At 67.9% G+C, this 17,846-nt stretch carries 14 protein-coding genes and 1 pseudogene; 8 read left to right on the top strand and 7 right to left on the bottom strand.

Features of this window, described 5'->3' with window-relative positions:
• The first annotated feature begins 60 nt into the window (after nucleotides 1-60).
• Entirely contained in the window at nucleotides 61-1,446 is a 1,386-nt protein-coding gene (locus tag AWB95_RS14255; protein WP_062541112.1) for a magnesium chelatase ATPase subunit I, read from the top strand.
• On the top strand, nucleotides 1,439-3,424 hold the full coding sequence (locus tag AWB95_RS14260; RefSeq protein WP_062541113.1) for a vWA domain-containing protein: 1,986 nt from the start codon (nucleotides 1,439-1,441) through the stop codon (nucleotides 3,422-3,424). Before AWB95_RS14255 ends, AWB95_RS14260 begins: the two co-directional genes overlap by 8 nt.
• Here the strand turns inward: AWB95_RS14260 and AWB95_RS14265 are convergent.
• Genes AWB95_RS14265 through AWB95_RS14295 form a run of 7 tightly spaced genes read right to left on the bottom strand, consistent with a single transcriptional unit; the run spans nucleotide 3,421 to nucleotide 12,592 of the window.
• The gene (locus tag AWB95_RS14265) at nucleotides 3,421-4,020 is read right to left on the bottom strand and encodes a DUF1707 SHOCT-like domain-containing protein (RefSeq protein ID WP_085168332.1); all 600 of its coding nucleotides are present in this window, start codon (nucleotides 4,018-4,020) and stop codon (nucleotides 3,421-3,423) included. The two genes, AWB95_RS14260 and AWB95_RS14265, sit on opposite strands and share 4 nt — an antisense overlap.
• Nucleotides 4,021-4,065: 45 nt before the next feature.
• Entirely contained in the window at nucleotides 4,066-4,938 is an 873-nt protein-coding gene (locus AWB95_RS14270; RefSeq protein ID WP_085168333.1) for an enoyl-CoA hydratase family protein, read from the bottom strand.
• Nucleotides 4,938-6,104: an acyl-CoA dehydrogenase family protein gene (locus AWB95_RS14275; RefSeq protein WP_085168334.1), complete on the bottom strand. Its 1,167-nt coding sequence runs from the start codon at nucleotides 6,102-6,104 to the stop codon at nucleotides 4,938-4,940. Before AWB95_RS14275 ends, AWB95_RS14270 begins: the two co-directional genes overlap by 1 nt.
• Nucleotides 6,101-8,089, bottom strand: a complete 1,989-nt coding sequence (locus AWB95_RS14280; protein ID WP_062540607.1) for an acetyl/propionyl/methylcrotonyl-CoA carboxylase subunit alpha — start codon at nucleotides 8,087-8,089, stop codon at nucleotides 6,101-6,103. Before AWB95_RS14280 ends, AWB95_RS14275 begins: the two co-directional genes overlap by 4 nt.
• A gap of 6 nt (nucleotides 8,090-8,095) precedes the next feature.
• Nucleotides 8,096-9,691, bottom strand: a complete 1,596-nt coding sequence (locus AWB95_RS14285; RefSeq protein ID WP_062540608.1) for an acyl-CoA carboxylase subunit beta — start codon at nucleotides 9,689-9,691, stop codon at nucleotides 8,096-8,098.
• Nucleotides 9,692-9,740: 49 nt separating this feature from the next.
• Entirely contained in the window at nucleotides 9,741-10,901 is a 1,161-nt protein-coding gene (locus AWB95_RS14290; RefSeq protein ID WP_062540609.1) for an acyl-CoA dehydrogenase family protein, read from the bottom strand.
• Complete coding sequence (locus AWB95_RS14295) at nucleotides 10,898-12,592, bottom strand: acyclic terpene utilization AtuA family protein (RefSeq protein WP_099539695.1); 1,695 nt, start codon at nucleotides 12,590-12,592, stop codon at nucleotides 10,898-10,900. Before AWB95_RS14295 ends, AWB95_RS14290 begins: the two co-directional genes overlap by 4 nt.
• A 199-nt stretch (nucleotides 12,593-12,791) precedes the next feature.
• On the opposite strand from AWB95_RS14295, the gene rpmF reads away from it, so the two are divergent.
• From rpmF to AWB95_RS14325, 6 genes and pseudogenes are all read left to right on the top strand, one after another.
• Nucleotides 12,792-12,965 (top strand): 50S ribosomal protein L32, encoded by a 174-nt coding sequence (rpmF, locus tag AWB95_RS14300; protein ID WP_062541210.1) that lies wholly within the window; start codon nucleotides 12,792-12,794, stop codon nucleotides 12,963-12,965.
• Nucleotides 12,966-13,026: 61 nt separating this feature from the next.
• Nucleotides 13,027-13,713 (top strand): response regulator transcription factor, encoded by a 687-nt coding sequence (locus tag AWB95_RS14305; RefSeq protein ID WP_062541211.1) that lies wholly within the window; start codon nucleotides 13,027-13,029, stop codon nucleotides 13,711-13,713.
• A complete protein-coding gene (locus tag AWB95_RS14310; protein WP_085168336.1) occupies nucleotides 13,713-15,215 on the top strand; it encodes a HAMP domain-containing sensor histidine kinase in 1,503 nt (500 codons plus the stop codon). The genes AWB95_RS14305 and AWB95_RS14310 overlap by 1 nt, the downstream gene beginning before the upstream one ends.
• 40 nt (nucleotides 15,216-15,255) lie before the next feature.
• Nucleotides 15,256-16,640: pseudogene (locus AWB95_RS14315) on the top strand (S1C family serine protease); the annotation flags it as partial.
• Complete coding sequence (locus AWB95_RS14320; protein ID WP_062541653.1) at nucleotides 16,640-17,185, top strand: MogA/MoaB family molybdenum cofactor biosynthesis protein; 546 nt, start codon at nucleotides 16,640-16,642, stop codon at nucleotides 17,183-17,185. The pseudogene AWB95_RS14315 and the gene AWB95_RS14320, both read left to right, overlap by 1 nt.
• A 227-nt stretch (nucleotides 17,186-17,412) precedes the next feature.
• Entirely contained in the window at nucleotides 17,413-17,841 is a 429-nt protein-coding gene (locus tag AWB95_RS14325) for a large conductance mechanosensitive channel protein MscL (RefSeq protein WP_062541654.1), read from the top strand.
• Nucleotides 17,842-17,846 lie beyond the last annotated feature (5 nt).

Here is a 17,846-nt window from a genome sequence, read left to right on the forward strand (position 1 = left end):
GGCAATCGATCGGATTGCCCGCCCTTCGCTTGTGCACGCGCGGAGCAGTCGTAGCGTGGAGTGGTGACCGCACCGAATCATCTGCCCCGCACCGTCGGCGAATTGCGCGCCGCCGGGCACCGCGAGCGGGGAGTCAAACAAGAAATCCGGGAAAACCTGCTCACCGCGCTGGCCGAGGGTGACGACGTCTGGCCGGGGATCCTGGGCTTCGACGACACCGTGATCCCGCAGCTGGAGCGGGCCCTGATCGCAGGTCATGACTTCGTCCTGCTCGGCGAACGCGGCCAGGGCAAGACCCGGCTGCTACGGGCGCTGGTCGGTCTGCTCGACGAGTGGACGCCGGTGATCGCCGGCGCCGAGCTCCCCGAGCATCCCTACTCGCCGATCACCCCGGAGTCGATCCGCCGCGCCGCCACTCTGGGCGACGAGCTGCCGGTGGAGTGGAAACACCGAAGCGAGCGCTACACCGAGAAGCTGGCCACCCCGGACACCAGCGTGGCCGACCTGGTCGGCGACATCGACCCGATCAAAGTCGCCGAGGGCCGCAGCCTGGGCGACCCGGAGACCATCGCGTACGGGCTGATCCCGCGGGCGCACCGCGGCATTGTCGCGGTCAACGAGCTGCCCGACCTGGCCGAGCGCATCCAGGTCTCGATGCTCAACGTGATGGAGGAACGCGACATTCAGGTCCGCGGCTACACGCTGCGGTTACCGCTGGACGTGCTGGTGGTCGCCAGCGCCAACCCCGAGGACTACACGAACCGCGGCCGGATCATCACCCCGCTCAAGGACCGGTTCGGCGCCGAGATCCGCACCCACTACCCGCTGGAACTCGACGCCGAGGTCGGCGTCATCCTGCAGGAGGCGCATCTGAGCGCGCAGGTGCCGGACCACCTTATCCAAGTCATCGCCCGGTTCGCCCGCTACCTGCGCGAGTCCCAGTCGGTGGACCAGCGCTCCGGCGTCTCGGCACGATTCGCGATCGCGGCGGCCGAAACCGTGGCGGCCTCCGCCCGGCATCGCGGCGCGGTGCTCGGTGAGACGGATCCGGTGGCCCGGGTGGTCGATCTGGGCACCGTGATCGACGTGCTGCGCGGCAAGCTGGAGTTCGAGTCCGGCGAGGAGGGTCGCGAGCAGGCGGTGCTCGAGCACCTGCTGCGCCGGGCCACTGCCGACACCGCATCGAAAGTGCTTGGCGGCCTTGATGTCGGCTCGTTGGTGGCCGCGGTCGAGGGTGGTTCCGCGGTGACGACGGGCGAGCGGGTGTCGGCCAAGGACGTGCTGGCCGCACTGCCGGATCTGCCGGTCGTCGAGCAGATCGCTAGACGGCTCGGCGCTGAATCCGAGGGTGAACGCGCCGCAGCGCTCGAATTGGCGCTGGAGGCCTTGTATTTGGCCAAGCGCATCGACAAGGTGTCCGGGGAGGGCGAAACGGTCTATGGCTAAACCGGTTAGAGGGCACTCCTCGCGGTACTCGGCGTATACCGGCGGGCCCGACCCACTGGCTCCGCCGGTGGATCTGCGCGAGGCGCTCGAGCAGATCGGTCAAGACGTCATGGCGGGCACCTCGCCGCGCCGCGCGCTCTCGGAGTTGCTGCGACGGGGCACTCGCAACATGCCCGGGGCGGACCGGTTGGCCGCCGAGGCCAATCGGAGACGGCGGGAGTTGTTGCGCCGCAACAACTTAGACGGCACGCTGCAGGAGATCAAGAAGCTGCTCGACGAGGCCGTGCTCGCCGAACGCAAGGAACTGGCCCGCGCCTTGGACGACGACGCACGCTTCGGGGAGCTGCAGCTCGACGCGCTGTCGCCATCGCCGGCCAAGGCCATCCAGGAGCTGTCCGAGTACAACTGGCGCAGCAGTGAGGCTCGCGAAAAATACGAGCAGATCAGGGATTTGCTCGGCCGCGAGATGCTCGACCAGCGGTTCGCCGGGATGAAGCAGGCGTTGGAGGGCGCCACCGACGAGGACCGCCAGCGCGTCGGTGAAATGCTCAACGACCTCAATGACCTGTTGGACAAGCACGCCCGTGGCGAGGACACGCAGCAGGATTTTCAAGACTTCATGGACAAGCACGGCGAGTTCTTCCCGGAGAACCCGAGCAACGTCGAAGAGCTCATCGACTCGCTGGCCCGGCGGGCCGCAGCGGCCCAGCGGTTCCTCAACAGTCTGAGCCCCGACCAGCGGGCTGAGCTGGAAGCGTTGGCGCAGCAGGCATTTGGATCTCCCGCGCTGCAGCAGGCGCTGTCCCGGCTGGATGCCAACCTGCAAATGCTTCGTCCGGGCGAGGACTGGACGGGGTCGTCGGAGTTCTCCGGAGACAACCCCCTGGGCATGGGGGAGGGCGCCCAGGCACTGGCCGATATCGCCGAACTCGAGCAGCTGGCCGAGCAGCTTTCGCAGAGCTATCCGGGCGCGACGATGGATGACGTCGACCTCGACGCGCTGGCCCGCCAGCTCGGCGACCAGGCGGCGATCGACGCCCGAACTTTGGCGGAGCTGGAACGCGCACTGCTCAACCAGGGATTTCTGGACCGCAGTTCCGACGGCCAATGGCGACTGTCGCCAAAAGCGATGCGACGGCTCGGCGAGACCGCGCTACGCGATGTGGCACAACAACTTGCGGGTCGTCGCGGCGAGCGCGACCACCGCCGGGCCGGAGCGGCCGGCGAGCTGACCGGGGCGACGCGGCCGTGGCAGTTCGGGGACACCGAGCCGTGGAACGTCACCCGCACGCTCACCAATGCGGTGTTGCGGCAGGCGGGCACCGGAACGATCGACGGCCCCATCCGGATCGCCGTCGACGACGTCGAGGTGTCCGAGACCGAGACGCGCACACAAGCTGCGGTGGCCCTGCTGGTGGATACCTCGTTTTCCATGGTGATGGAGAACCGCTGGCTGCCGATGAAGCGCACGGCGCTGGCGCTCAACCATTTGATCAGCACCCGATTCCGCTCGGATGCGTTGCAGATCATCGCCTTTGGCCGTTACGCGCGGACGATGACCCCTGCCGAGCTGATGGGACTGGAAGGCGTTTACGAGCAGGGCACCAACCTGCATCACGCGCTGGCGCTGGCCGGCCGGCATTTGCGACGGCATCCCAACGCCCAGCCGGTGGTGCTGGTGGTCACCGACGGCGAGCCGACGGCGCACCTGGAAGACCTCGGCGGCGACGGCACGGCGGTGTTCTTTGACTACCCGCCGCATCCGCGGACCATCGCGCACACCGTGCGCGGGTTCGACGACATGGCTCGCTTGGGCGCGCAGGTCACCATCTTCCGACTCGGCAGCGATCCCGGGTTGGCACGGTTCATCGACCAGGTTGCCCGACGGGTCGAGGGCCGGGTGGTTGTCCCCGATCTCGACGGCTTGGGGGCGGCGGTGGTCGGCGACTATCTGCGGTCGCGACGGCGGCGCCGTTAGCGCTGCGGCTTGCGGGTCTTCCGCTTGATGCCCACGCCGCCCCACAGCGAAAAGCCCTTGATCTTCACCTTCGGTGCGCCCGGCGTCCCCTCACCCTTGACGTCGTGATCGAAGCCCCCCATCACGCCGTGGCCCTCGATTTCGACGTTGACTTCGGGTGGCAGCAGGATCGTCTGGCCGCCCATGATCGAGCAGGCGTGGATCTCCACTTCCGGAGAGGTGAAGTCGGCGTAGCGGAGATCGATGACGCCGCCGCCCCACAGCGCGAACGTCGTCAACTTCTTGGGCACGTTCCACCGGCCGCGGCGTTCGAACGCGCTCATGATGGCCAGCAGCAAGGTGGACGGCGCGGGTTTGCAGGCACCCCGGCGCGGAGCCACCGGATAGTCCGGCAGGTCGGAGCGCAGCCGATCGAGCTCGTCGTAGGTTTTTGCGGCGTAGGCCTTGGTCAGCCGCTCCTCGTACTCGTTCATCGGTAGCCGGCCTTGCGCGGCGGCGTCGGTGAGCAACTGCGCCACCTGTATGCGATCGGTGTCGGCGGCGCGCGACTCCGAGGCCGGTGTGTCTTGCGCGCCCCCCTGCGCTGAATTGCTCATTACCACGAGCCTACGACGAACAGATTTTGCTGCAAGGCAAGTTCGCTAAACTGCCCACCTGGGCGGGCGTTTCTGCAGGAAGGCGAGCATGCCCTCGCGGGCCTCCTCCGAGACGAACAACCGGGCCGAGTCCACGCTGAGCCGTTCGGCGTCGCGGTCGAAACCGGCGAGCACCTGGGCCGTTGTCAGCGCCTTCGACGCGGCCAGGCCCTGCGGGGACCCGTGCCGCAGCTCTCCCACCAGCGATGCCACCGCGGCCTCGACGTCGTCGGCCGCCATCGTGATCAACCCGATCGCGGCGGCTTCGCTGGCGTCGAATTTTTCGCCGGTGAGAAAGTAGCGCGCGGCGGCTCGCGCGGACATCTTCGGCAGCAACGTCAGCGAGATGATCGCCGGCGCGACCCCGATCCGGGCCTCGGTGAGCGCGAACGTGCTGCGTGGACCGGCGACCGCGATGTCGCACGCGCCCACCAGGCCGAAACCGCCCGCCCGGACATGGCCGTCGATTGCCGCGATCACCGGCAGCGGGCACTCGATGATCGCGCGCAGCAGCGCGGTGAGTTCGCGGGCCCGGTCGGCGGCCATGTCGAATACCGATGGTGGCGACCCGCTTCGCCCGGCTTCGCCGCCCTCGCGATCGCCACGCGCCGATGGTGGCGACCCGCTTCGCCCGGCATCGCCACGCGGGTCGCCGCCGGATGCTTGTGCGAGGTCCGCGCCGGCGCAGAACGTGCCACCGGTGTGGCCGAGCACCACCGCCCGGACCGCCGGATCGGCGGCCGCTTCCCGCAACCCTTCGTGCAGCTGTTCGACGAGGGCCGTCGACAGCGCGTTGCGGTTCTGCGGCGAGTTCAGGGTCAACCGCGCATAGGCTTTTCCAGGGCCCCTCGGCCCTGCGTACTCGACGAGGGCGCCCATCAGTACGACCGCGGCAGGCCCAGCGACGTCTGCGCGACGAAGTTGAGCACCATCTCCCGGCTCACCGGCGCGATCCGCGACAACCGGGACGCGGTCAACGCCGCGGCAATGCCGTATTCCTTGGTCAACCCGTTGCCGCCGAGCGACTGCACGGCCTGGTCGACGGCACGCGCGGACGCTTCTCCCGCAGCGTATTTGGCCATGTTGGCGGCTTCGGCGGCGCCCATGTCGTCGCCGCTGTCGTAGAGCGTCGCGGCCTTCTGCATCATCAGCTTAGCCAATTCGATCTCAATGTGGTTCTGGGCCAAGGGATGTGACAAGCCCTGGTGTGTGCCGATCGGGGTGCCCCACACCTTGCGGGTCTTGACGTAGTCGGTGGCCTTGCTGATCGCGAACCGGCCCATGCCGACGGCGCTGGCGGCGCCCATGATGCGCTCCGGGTTCAGCCCGGCGAACAGTTGCGCGATCGCCGCGTCCTCGGAGCCCACCAGTGCATCGGCCGGCAACCGCACGTCGTCGATGAAGACCTGGAATTGGCGTTCCGGGCTGACCAACTCCATCTCGATCGGGGTGTAGCTGAACCCGGGCGCATCGGTGGGCACCACGAACAGCGCCGGCCGCAGCTTGCCGGTTTTGGTCTCCTCCGTGCGGCCGACCACCAGCACCAGCTGTGCCTGGTCGACGCCGGAGATGAAAACCTTTTGGCCGGAAAGGATCCAGTCGCTGCCGTCGCGGCGGGCGGTGGTGGTGATCTTGTGGGAGTTGGACCCGGCGTCGGGCTCGGTGATCGCGAACGCCATGGTGATCGACCCGTCGGCGATGCCGGGCAGCCAGCGCTGCTTTTGCTCGTCGGTGCCGAACTTGGCAATGATGGTGCCGTTGATCGCCGGGGAGACGACCATCATCAACAATGCACAGCCGTGCGTTGCCATCTCTTCCATCACCAGTGACAGCTCGTACATGCCGGCGCCCCCACCGCCGTACTGCTCGGGCAGATTCACCCCGAGGAAGCCGAGTTTGCCTGCCTCGTTCCACAATTCGTCGGTGTGCTGGTGTGCGCGGGCCTTCTCCAGGTAGTAGTCCTGGCCGTAGTTGGCCGCCATCGCGGCCACCGCTTGGCGCAGCGCCCGGCGCTCCTCGCTCTCGATGAAGCTGGTGTCGGTCATTGGTTTCCTTCCGATTGCGGGCTTTCGACGCGGGCCAGGATGGCGCCTACCTCGACCTGCTGTCCGGTCCTGACGTTGAGTTGGGCCAACACACCGTCGGTGGGCGCGGTGATGGTGTGTTCCATTTTCATGGCCTCCAGCCACACCAGCGGCTGGCCGGCGGCGACGCTGTCGCCGACCTGGGCGCCGATGCGGATGACGTTGCCGGGCATCGGCGCCACCAGGGAGCCCTGCTCGACGGCCGAACCCGGCTCGGGGAAGCGCGGCAGCGCCACCAGATGAACCGGGCCGTGCGGGGAGTCGACGTAGACGTCCTGAAAATTGGCGTCGTACCGCGCGACCTCGAAGGCATACGCCACCCCGTCACCGCCGGCCAGCACCACCTGATGCGGCGTGGCGGAGATCAGCTGCACCGACTCGTCGTCGGCGAGCACCAATCCCGTCCTGGTGAACCGGTATTCGATGCGGTGCTCGTCGCCGCCGTCGTCGAGATAGGTCTTGACCTGATAGCCCGAGGCCACGTTGCGCCAGCCGCCGGGAATGGAAGCCCAGACGGCTGCGGTTGCTCGGTTGTGCGCGGCGTCGGCGAGTGCGGCGGCGATCGCGGACAGCCGGAGCGCGGCAGCGTCGGCCAACGGCGCCGAAAGCTCGGCCAAACCGTGGGTGTCGAAGAACGCGGTGTCGGTGGCGCCGTCCAAAAACGCCGGATGCCGCAGCACGTTCACCAACAGGTCGCGGTTGGTGCGCACGCCGTGTATGCGGGCGCGGCTCAGCGCATCGGCGAGCACCGCCGCGGCTGCCCGGCGCGTCGGTGCATACGAAATGACCTTGGCCAGCATCGGGTCGTAGTGGATGGACACCACCGAGCCGTCGACAATCCCGGAATCCAAGCGGATCCCGGTACGCGCGCCGAGCGAGTCGAATTCGGCGCGCACCGTCGGCACGCCGAAGCGTTGCACGGTGCCGGCCTGCGGCTGCCAGTCGCGCGCGGGATCCTCGGCGTAGAGGCGGGCCTCGATCGAATACCCGTGCCCCGCAGGCGGTTCGGCGTCGAGGCGGGCGCCGTCGGCCACAGCCAACTGCAGTTCGACCAGGTCCAGACCCGTGGTCTCCTCTGTGACCGGGTGCTCGACCTGCAGGCGGGTGTTCATCTCCAGGAAGTAGAACTCGCCGTCGTCGTCTGCGAGGAACTCCACGGTTCCGGCGCCGGCGTAGCCGATCGCGGCGGCGGCCAACCGCGCGGCGTCGAACAGCTTGGCCCGCATCCCGGGAGTGCGCTCCACCAGAGGCGACGGCGCTTCCTCGATGATCTTCTGATGCCGGCGCTGGATCGAGCATTCACGCTCGCCGACCGCCCACACGGTGCCGTGGGTGTCGGCCAGCACCTGCACCTCGACGTGGTGCCCGGTCGGCAGGTAGCGCTCGCAGAACACCGTCGGGTCGCCGAATGCTGACTGTGCTTCCCGCCGCGCGGCTGCGACTTCCCCTGGGAGAGCAGACAACTCGGTAACTACTCGCATGCCGCGACCGCCGCCGCCGGCCGACGCCTTGACAAGGACCGGCAACTGTTGCGGCGTGACGGCTTCCGGGTCGAGTTCCTCGAGCACCGGAACACCTGCGGCGGCCATCATCTTCTTGGCCTCGATCTTGGAGCCCATCGCCCGAACAGCGGCCACCGGCGGCCCGACCCAGGTCAGGTCCGCAGCGGCCACCGCGGCAGCGAAATCGGCGTTCTCCGAGAGAAATCCGTAGCCGGGGTGCACGGCGTCGGCGCCGGAGGCACGGGCCGCGTCGATGAGCGCCTCGACGTTGAGGTAGTCGGTTGTCTTGGGCAGGCGCACCCGCGCGTCGGCCTCGGCGACGTGTGGCGCCGCGGCGTCGGGCTCGGTGTAGACGGCGACGGTGGATAGGCCCAGCCGCCGGCAGGTGGCGAACACCCGCCGGGCGATCTCGCCGCGGTTGGCCACCAAGACTCGAGTAATCATCTCACATCACATCCGGAAGACGCCGAAGTTCGACGTCCCCTCGATCGGGGCATTGGCGATGGCGGACAAGCACATTCCTAACACGGTGCGGGTGTCTCGGGGGTCGATGACGCCGTCGTCGTAGAGCATCCCGGACAGGACCAGCGGCAGCGACTCGGCTTCGATCTGACCCTCGACGGCCGCCCGCATCGCGGCGTCGGCCTCTTCGTCGACTTGTTGCCCACGGGCTTGCGCGGCGGCGCGGCTTACGATCGACAGCACGCCTGCTAGCTGGGCACCACCCATCACCGCGGACTTGGCGGACGGCCACGCGAACAAGAACCGCGGATCGTATGCGCGTCCGCACATCCCGTAATGGCCTGCGCCGTAGGACGCGCCGATCAGCAGCGAGATGTGCGGCACCGTCGAGTTCGACACGGCGTTGATCATCATCGAGCCGTGCTTGATCATCCCGCCCTCTTCGTAGTCCTTGCCGACCATGTACCCAGTCGTGTTGTGCAAGAACAACAATGGTGTGTCCGAACGGTTGGCCAGCTGGATGAACTGGGTGGCCTTCTGCGACTCCTCGGAGAACAGCACCCCTCGGGCGTTGGCCAAAATGCCCAGCGGATAGCCGTGCAGGCGGGCCCAGCCGGTCACCAGCGACGAGCCGTACAGCGGCTTGAATTCGTCGAATTCGGAGCCGTCGACGATGCGGGCGATCACCTCGCGGGGGTCGAACGGGATGCGCAGATCCGGGGGCACGATGCCGATCAGCTCTTCGGCGTCGAACAGCGGCTCGCTGACCGGCCCGGGCGCCGGCCCCAACTTCTTCCAGTTCAGCCTCGCTACGATGCGACGCCCGATCCGGATCGCGTCACGCTCGTCGGCGGCGAAGTAGTCGGCCAAACCCGAGATGCGGGCGTGCATTTCGGCGCCGCCCAACGATTCGTCGTCGGACTCTTCGCCGGTAGCCATCTTCACCAGTGGCGGACCTGCCAGGAACACTTTCGAGCGCTCCTTGATCATCACCACGTGATCGGACATGCCCGGGATGTAGGCCCCTCCCGCGGTGGAGTTGCCGAACACCAACGCAATCGTGGGGATTCCGGCCGCCGACAGCCGGGTCAGGTCGCGGAACATTCGCCCGCCGGGAATGAAGATCTCCTTCTGGGTGGGCAGGTCAGCACCGCCGGATTCCACCAGCGAGATCACCGGAAGCCGGTTTTCGAATGCGATCTGGTTGGCCCGCAAGATCTTTCGCAGCGTCCACGGGTTGCTGGTGCCGCCTTTGACCGTCGGGTCGTTGGCGACGATCATGCACTCCACACCCGACACCGCGCCGATGCCGGCGACCAGGCTGGCACCGACCGTGAACGCGGTGCCGTACGCGGCCAGCGGGCTCAACTCGAGGAAAGGGGAGTCCGGGTCGATGAGCAACTCGATGCGTTCCCGCGCGGTCAGTTTGCCGCGGGCGTGATGGCGTTCGACGTATTTCGGGCCGCCGCCGGCCAGCGCCTTGGCCAGTTCGCCGTTGATCTCGTCGAGCTTGGCGGATAGCGACTCGGCCGCCTCCGTGTAGGCGGGGGCAGCGGGATCGAGCAGCGACTGCAGCGCGGTCATAGCCACCGCCGACGATGCAGAGTGAAGCGATGAGGAGGAGGCGGAGTAATCATGATTGGTATCCCAGGGTTTTGGCGGCCAGCGAGGTGAGGATTTCGGTGGTTCCGCCACCGATACCCAGGATGCGCATGTCGCGGTACTGGCGTTCGACCTCGGATTCGGCCATATACCCCATACCGCCGAACAATTGAACGGCCTGGTGGGCCACCCATTCGCCGGCTTCCACCGCGGTGTTCTTCGCGAAGCACACCTGCGCGATCAGGTTGGTCTCACCGGCCAGCTGGCGCTCCACCACGTTGTGCGCATAGACCCGTGCGACGTCGATGCGCCGGGCCATCTCGGCCAAGGTGTTCTGCACGGCCTGCCGGGAAATCAGCGGCCGGCCGAACGTCTCCCGGTCACCGCACCATTGAACCGTCAGGTCCAGGCAGCGCTGAGCACTCGAATACGCTTGTGCGGCAAGGCCGATACGTTCAGCAACGAAAGCCGCGGCAATCTGGGCGAAACCGCTGTTCTCGGCGCCGACCAGATTGGCCGCCGGCACCCGCGCGTCGGTATACGACAACTCGGCCGTGTCGGAGGACCGCCAGCCCATCTTGTCGAGCTTGCGGGTGACTTGTAAGCCAGGTGAGCAGCCGGGTCCATCTTTCTCGACCACCAGCAGCGAAACACCCGCTGCCCCAGGTCCGCCCGTGCGTACCGCGGTCACGACGTAGTCGGCGCGCACCCCCGAGGTGATGTAGGTCTTGGCGCCGTTGACGACGTAGTGGTCGCCGTCTCGCACGGCGGTGGTGCGCAGGTGCCCGACGTCGGAGCCGCCACCCGGCTCGGTGATCGCCAGCGCGCCGATCTTCTCGCCGCGCAACGTCGGCCGGACGAACTCCTCGATCAGCCGCTGGTCGCCCGACGCGATCATGTGCGGCACCGCTATCCCGCAGGTGAACAGCGACGCGAACACGCCGCCGGGCACACCGGCTTCGTGCAGCTCCTCGCAGATGATCACCGCGTCGGCGCCGTCGCCGCCACCGCCGCCGACCGCTTCGGGAAAGCCCGCGCCCAACAGCCCGGCCTCGCCGGCTCGGCGGTGCAGCTCGCGCGGCAGCTCGCCGAGCCTCTCCCACTCGTCGACGTGCGGGAGGATCTCCCGTTCGGCGAACGACCGCACGGTTTTTCGGAGCTGGTCACGCTCCGGTGTGGTCCAGATACTCACAGCAACCTCTCCGGTATGTCGACGTGACGGCTGCGCAGCCATTCGCCCAACCCCTTGGCCTGGGGATCGAACCGCGCCTGGTAGGCCACGCCTTGGCCGAGGATGTCGTCGACGACGAAGTTCACTGCGCGCAGGTTGGGCAGCACGTGCCGGGTGACGGGCAGGTCGGCGGTCTCGGGCAGCAGCTCGCGCAACTTGTCCACGGTCAGCGTGTGGACCAGCCAGCGCCATTGCTCGTCGGTGCGTACCCACACCCCGACGTTGGCCGACCCGCCCTTGTCGCCGCTGCGAGCGCCGGCCACCACACCCAGCGGCAACCGCCGGGTCGCTCCGGCCGGCAACGGCTCAGGCGGCGACGCCGTCTCGGCAGGTGCTAACTCCAAAGTCTCGGTAGCGCAAGGGATCTCGACGCGGGTGCCGTCGTCGTGCACGGCGACGTGCGGCACTGAAGCCGCGTCCACGTAGCCGGGAGTGAACACGCCGTACACCTGGCCGTCGCCGGGCGGCGCCGTGACGGTGAAACCGGGATAGCTCGCCAGGGCCAATTCGACTGCCGCCGAAGAAAATTGGCGTCCGACGTTGGCCGGGTCGGGGTCGCGGACCACGCAGCGCAGCAGGGCGCTGGCCGCTTCCTCGGTGTCGGCGTCGGGATGGTCGGTGCGGGCCAGCGTCCATTCCAGCTCGGCGGGCTTGGCGGTCAGGGTGGATTCGAGCTGGCGTCGCACCAGATCGGCCTTGGCCTCGATGTCCAGGCCGGTCAGCACGAACGTCATCGCGTTGCGGAAACCGCCGATGCTGTTCAGCGACACCTTCAACCTCGGCGGCGGCGGTTCACCGATCACACCGCTGATCCGCACCCGGTCCACGCCGTCGTCGGACAGCGCGATGCTGTCCATCCGGGCGGTGACGTCGGGGTTGGCGTAGCGGGCGCCGGTGATTTCGTAGAGCAGTTGCGCGGTGACCGTGTCGACGCTGACCAGACCCCCGGTGCCAGGGTGTTTGGTGATCACCGACGAGCCGTCGGCGTGGATCTCGGCCAGCGGGAACCCGGCGTAGGTCAGGTCGGGGATCTCGGTGAAGAACGCGTAGTTGCCGCCGGTGGCCTGGACGCCGCATTCGATGACGTGGCCGGCGACCACCGCCCCCGCCAGCCGGTCGTAATCGGTGCGCCCCCAACCGAAGTGTGCGGCCGCCGGCCCGACGATCACCGACGCGTCGGTCACCCGGCCGGTGACGACGACGTCGGCGCCGGCGTTGAGGCAGTCGACGATGCCCCAGGCGCCCAAATAGGCGTTGGCGGTCAGCGGCGTGCCCAGCCCGAGCTCCTCGGCGCGCGCCAAAAGGTCGTCGCCCTCGACATGCGCCACCCGCGTCGGGATGCCCAGCCGCTCGGCCAGCGCCCGCACCGCGTCGGCCAGGCCCGCCGGGTTCAGGCCGCCGGCGTTGGCCACGATCCGCACACCGCCGTCGTGGGCAAGGCCCAAACACTCCTCGAGCTGGGTCAGAAACGTCTTCGCGTAGCCGCGCTCCGGGTGCTTCATCTTGTCGCGGCCCAGGATGAGCATGGTCAGTTCGGCCAGGTAATCACCGGTGAGGTAGTCCAGCTCGCCGCCGGTGAGCATTTCGCGCATGGCCGAGAGCCGGTCACCGTAGAACCCCGAGCAATTCCCGATCCGAACCGCTGATGTCATCCCAAACCCCATCCGTCAACCAACCGGTAGGTTAGCGGGTACCGTCGGTAGCGCGTCAAGATGTGCCAGCCTGCACGGAGTCAATGCTGTCAGCGCGGCGGCCATTTTGTAACCGCTGCTGGCCACCGGGTACCCTCAGAGCAACCCTGTCGCCGCTAGCACACGTGCGGCAATACCCTCGTCAAGGAGAAGCTCGATCATGGCTGTGCCCAAGCGCAGGATGTCGCGCGCGAACACCCGTAGCCGGCGCGCGCAGTGGAAGGCCGACAAGCCCGAACTCGTCGGCGTCACGGTGGCCGGCCAGCGGCACAAGGTGCCCCGTCGGCTGCTCAAAGCGGCCCGCCTTGGTCTCATCGACCTCGACCGGCGTTAGGTAGTCGAGCGGCGGCGCGCCTCTTAGGTCGCTCTCAGCCGATTGGACGACACTGGTGGCCGTGCGAATCCTTGTCGTCGACGACGATCGCGCGGTCCGCGAGTCGCTGCGCCGGTCACTGTCGTTCAACGGCTACTCGGTGGCGTTGGCCGAGGACGGCGTCAAGGCGCTCGACGTCATCACCAACGACCGTCCCGACGCCCTGGTGCTGGACGTCATGATGCCGCGGCTGGACGGCCTCGAAGTGTGCCGCCAACTGCGCAGCACCGGCGACGACCTCCCGATCCTGGTGCTGACCGCCCGCGACGCGATCTCGGAGCGGGTGGCCGGCCTGGACGCCGGCGCCGACGACTACCTGCCCAAGCCATTCGCCCTCGAAGAGCTGCTGGCCCGGTTGCGCGCGCTGTTGCGCCGCACCCAGCCCGACGACTCCGCCGACTCGGCACCCCTGACGTTCTCCGATCTCACCCTCGACCCGGTAACCCGTGAAGTCACCCGCGGGCAACGCCAAATCAGCCTGACCCGTACCGAATTCGCCCTGCTGGAAATGCTGATCTCCAATCCGCGGCGCGTCCTTACCCGCAGCCGCATTCTCGAGGAGGTGTGGGGATTCGACTTCCCGACCTCGGGCAATGCGCTGGAGGTGTACATCGGCTATCTGCGCCGCAAGACCGAAGCCGACGGCGAGCCGCGGCTGATCCACACTGTCCGCGGAGTGGGTTACGTGCTCCGCGAAACACCTCCCTGATGCTTCGATTCCCCCGGCGGCGGCGCGCTCCACTGCGAACCACCACCTCGTTGTCGTTGCGGTGGCGGGTGATGCTGTTGGCGATGTCGATGGTGGCGATGGTCGTCGTGCTGATGGCGGTCGCCGTGTACGCGGTGATCTCCGCGGCGCTGTACAAGGACATCGACAACCAGCTGCAAAGCCGGGCGCAGCTGCTGATCGCCAGCGGATCACTGTCGGCGGACCCGGGCAAAGCCATTGAAGGCACCGCCTACTCGGACGTCAACGCGATGCTGGTCAACCCCGGCCGCTATGTGTTCACCGCCAACCAGACGGGCCAGGCGCTGCCGGTCGGCCCGCCGGAGAAAGCGGTCATCCGCGGCGACCTGCTCATGTCCCGGCGCACGGCCGCCGACCAGCGGGTGCTGGCCATTCACCTGCCCAACGGCAGCTCCCTGCTGATCTCCAAGAGCCTGGCCCCCACCGACGCGGTGATGATGAAACTGCGCTGGGTGCTGCTGATCGTCGGCGGCGTCGGTGTCGCGGTGGCCGCCGTTGCCGGGGGGATGGTCACCCGCGCCGGGCTGCGGCCCGTCGCCCAGCTCACCGAGGCCGCCGAGCGCGTGGCGCGCACCGACGACCTGCGCCCCATCCCGGTGTTCGGCAGCGACGAACTGGCGCGGCTCACCGAGGCGTTCAACCTGATGTTGCGGGCGTTGGCCGAGTCGCGGGAGCGCCAGGCCCGGCTGGTCACCGACGCCGGTCACGAGCTGCGGACCCCGCTGACGTCGCTGCGCACCAACATCGAACTGTTGATGGCGTCGATGGCGCCCGGTGCACCGCGGCTGCCGGAACAGGAGATGGTCGATCTGCGTGCCGACGTGATCGCCCAGATCGAGGAATTGTCCACGCTCGTCGGCGATTTGGTGGATCTTACCCGCGGCGACGTGGGCGAGGTGGTACACGAGCCGGTCGACATGGGCGAGGTCGTCGACCGCTGCCTGGAGAGGGTCCGACGGCGCCGCAACGACGTCGACTTCGACGTGCACGTGATCCCGTGGCAGGTCTACGGCGACGCCGCGGGCCTGTCGCGGGCGGTGCTGAACCTGCTGGACAACGCCGCCAAGTGGAGTCCGTCGGGCGGGCGGATCGGCGTGCGGATGACCCAGCTCGACCCGTCGCACGCCGAGCTGGTGGTCTCCGACCACGGGCCGGGCATCCCGCCGCACGAGCGCCACCTGGTGTTCGAACGCTTCTTCCGGTCGGCGTCGGCGCGGGCGATGCCCGGCTCGGGCCTGGGGCTGGCGATCGTCAAACAGGTGGTGCTCAAACACGGTGGTGCGCTGCGCATTGAGGACACCGTGCCGGGAGGGCAGCCACCGGGGACGTCGGTGTACGTATTGTTACCCGGGCGGCCGCTGCCGGTGGCTCCGCAGCCGGAGCCCGCCGTCGGGCCGGGCGAAGTGGGGGGAAACTCTCCAGGATCGGCGAACGTTATCTCAGTCGATTCTCAGTCCACGTAGGCAAGGTAGTTGCAGTTACTGTTGAGTCCGACCGAGACACGTAGAGGAAGAGCGACCTAGCGCATGACGAATCACCCGAGGTATTCGCCACCGCCGCAGCCTGGATACCGTCCAGCGTCCGATCAGCCTGCGATGCCGGCCTATTCCGGTCAGGGCCAGCAGCAAACGTATTCCCAGTACGACTGGCGCTATGCACAGCAGCAGCAACAGCAGCAGGCATATCGGCAGCCGTTCGCACCATTCGGCACTAGCCAGCCCACGCCCGGCGCTGCCCCACCTCCACCTACCTCTCCCGAAAAGCGTTCTCGCGCAGGGTTATTGACGGTTGGGGCGTTGGCCATTGCGGTGGTGTCGGCCGGTATCGGCGGGGCGGCTGCGTCGGTAGTCGCGCACAGCGCGCATCCGGCCGGTTCCATCATCGGCTCCAGGATCCCGGGCGGGCCGGCGCCGAGCATGCCGGCCGCCAACGTGCCGGGCGGCAGCGTCGAGCAGGTGGCCGCCAAGGTGGTGCCCAGCGTGGTCATGCTGGAGACCGATCTCGGTCGCCAGTCCGAAGAGGGATCGGGCATCATCTTGTCGCCCGAGGGGCTGATCCTGACCAACAACCACGTCGTCGCGGCCGCCGCCAAGGCCGGGCGCGACAACGCGCCCCCCGATGCCGGACCGAAAACCACCGTGACGTTCTCCGACGGGCGAACCGCGCCGTTCAGCGTGGTCGGCGCCGATCCCACCACCGACATCGCGGTGGTCCGGGTGCAGGGCGTTTCGGGGCTGTCGCCGATCACGCTCGGCTCGTCGGCCAATCTGGTCGTCGGCCAGCCGGTGATCGCCGTCGGGTCACCGCTCGGGCTGGAAGGGACCGTGACCACCGGGATCGTCAGCGCGCTCAACCGGCCGGTATCGACCACCGGGGACACCGGCAACCAGAACACGGTGCTCGACGCCATCCAGACCGACGCCGCGATCAACCCGGGTAATTCCGGCGGCGCGCTGACCAACATGAACGGTGAGCTGATCGGCGTCAACTCGGCGATCGCCACGCTCGGCGGCGACTCCACCGACAGCCAGAGCGGTTCGATCGGCCTGGGCTTCGCGATCCCGATCGACCAGGCCAAGCGCATCGCCGACGAGCTGATCAGCACCGGCACGGCCTCGCACGCCTCGCTGGGCGTCCAGGTCACCAGCGACAAGAGCGCGCATGGCGCCAAGGTGGTCCAGGTGGTGCCGGGCGGCGCGGCCGCGGCCGCGGGCCTGCCCAGCGGGGTCGTGGTCACCAAGGTCAACGACCGCACGATCAACAGCGCCGACGGCCTGGTTGCCGCGGTGCGATCCAAGGCGCCCGGCGACAAGATCACGCTCACGTACCTGGATCCGTCCGGCGATACGCGGACCGTCCAGGTCACCTTGGGTAAGGCGGACCAGTGATGAGAGCGGGCGCGACCCGGTCGGATCACAGATATACGGTGGCAACCATGGAACAACGTGCGGACTTGGTCGGCAGGGCACTCGTCGTCGTTGTCGACGATCGCACGGCGCACGGGGACGAGGAGGACCACAGCGGTCCGCTGGTCACCGAACTGCTCACCGAGGCCGGATTTTTGGTCGACGGGGTGGTGGCCGTCGCCGCCGACGAGGTCGAAATCCGCAACGCGCTGAACACCGCCGTGATCGGCGGGGTGGATCTGGTGGTTTCGGTCGGCGGCACCGGCGTGACGCCGCGTGACGTCACACCGGAAGCCACCCGCGAGATTCTCGACCGCGAAATCCTCGGTATTGCCGAGGCATTACGCGCGTCCGGATTGTCGGCGGGTATCACCGAGGCCGGGTTGTCGCGCGGGTTGGCCGGCATCTCCGGCAGCACTCTGGTGGTCAACCTCGCCGGTTCCCGCTATGCGGTGCGGGACGGCATGGCGACGCTGAATCCGCTGGCGGCCCAGATCATCGGTCAACTCTCGAGCCTGGAGATATGAGCCAGCCGTTCGACGACGAGCTTGACCGTGACGTCGACGAGTACGAGCAGTGGCTCACCGAGAACCAGCCGCCGCATCACATTTGAACCGGCATTCCGTCACGGCGGGATCAACCGCCGATCACTAATTCCCTGCAAAGCCCCCAATAGAGCGCGTATCGACATACCGTCTTTTCGGGCGGCGTCGCGTCGCCCGGGTATTTCATGCCGATGGAAGGGACGGCTCGCATGTTCAAGGGGTTCAGGAAGTTTCTGATGCACGGCGACGTGATCACCGTGGCCATCGGACTAGTTGTGGCCCTGGCCTTCTCGACACTGGTCAAGGCCTTCACCGATTCCGTGATCAATCCGCTAGTCGCGGCGGCACAACCGGGCAGCAAAATCGGCCTCGGCTGGCAACTCGGCGAAGCCGGCAACAAGGAGACCTTCGTCGACATGGGATCGTTCATCTCGGCGATCGTCTACTTCATCGTCTTCATGACGGTCGTGTACTTCGTAATCGTGCTGCCGTACAAGCACATCCAGGCCCGCCGCGGGGTCACGGTCTTCGGGGACGAGCCGGCGACCAAGGCGTGCCCTGAGTGCCTGTCCGCCGACCTGCCCGCGGACGCGCGGAGGTGCAAGCACTGTGCCAGCGAACTGCCCGCCGCGGCCTGAAACGC

The organism is Mycobacterium celatum (assembly GCF_002101595.1).
GTDB lineage: Bacteria > Actinomycetota > Actinomycetes > Mycobacteriales > Mycobacteriaceae > Mycobacterium > Mycobacterium celatum.

Bases quoted from the DNA above. Each gene is read 5' to 3' on its own strand.
- AWB95_RS14285 (WP_062540608.1), bottom strand. From the start codon at position 9,691: ATGACCGCGCTGCAGTCGCTGCTCGATCCCGCTGCCCCCGCCTACACG.
- AWB95_RS14320 (WP_062541653.1), top strand. From the start codon at position 16,640: ATGAGAGCGGGCGCGACCCGGTCGGATCACAGATATACGGTGGCAACC.
- AWB95_RS14265 (WP_085168332.1), bottom strand. From the start codon at position 4,020: ATGAGCAATTCAGCGCAGGGGGGCGCGCAAGACACACCGGCCTCGGAG.
- AWB95_RS14310 (WP_085168336.1), top strand. From the start codon at position 13,713: ATGCTTCGATTCCCCCGGCGGCGGCGCGCTCCACTGCGAACCACCACC.
- AWB95_RS14275 (WP_085168334.1), bottom strand. From the start codon at position 6,104: ATGACCGACACCAGCTTCATCGAGAGCGAGGAGCGCCGGGCGCTGCGC.
- AWB95_RS14295 (WP_099539695.1), bottom strand. From the start codon at position 12,592: ATGACATCAGCGGTTCGGATCGGGAATTGCTCGGGGTTCTACGGTGAC.
- AWB95_RS14280 (WP_062540607.1), bottom strand. From the start codon at position 8,089: ATGATTACTCGAGTCTTGGTGGCCAACCGCGGCGAGATCGCCCGGCGG.
- AWB95_RS14270 (WP_085168333.1), bottom strand. From the start codon at position 4,938: ATGGGCGCCCTCGTCGAGTACGCAGGGCCGAGGGGCCCTGGAAAAGCC.
- AWB95_RS14325 (WP_062541654.1), top strand. From the start codon at position 17,413: ATGTTCAAGGGGTTCAGGAAGTTTCTGATGCACGGCGACGTGATCACC.
- AWB95_RS14260 (WP_062541113.1), top strand. From the start codon at position 1,439: ATGGCTAAACCGGTTAGAGGGCACTCCTCGCGGTACTCGGCGTATACC.
- rpmF (WP_062541210.1), top strand. From the start codon at position 12,792: ATGGCTGTGCCCAAGCGCAGGATGTCGCGCGCGAACACCCGTAGCCGG.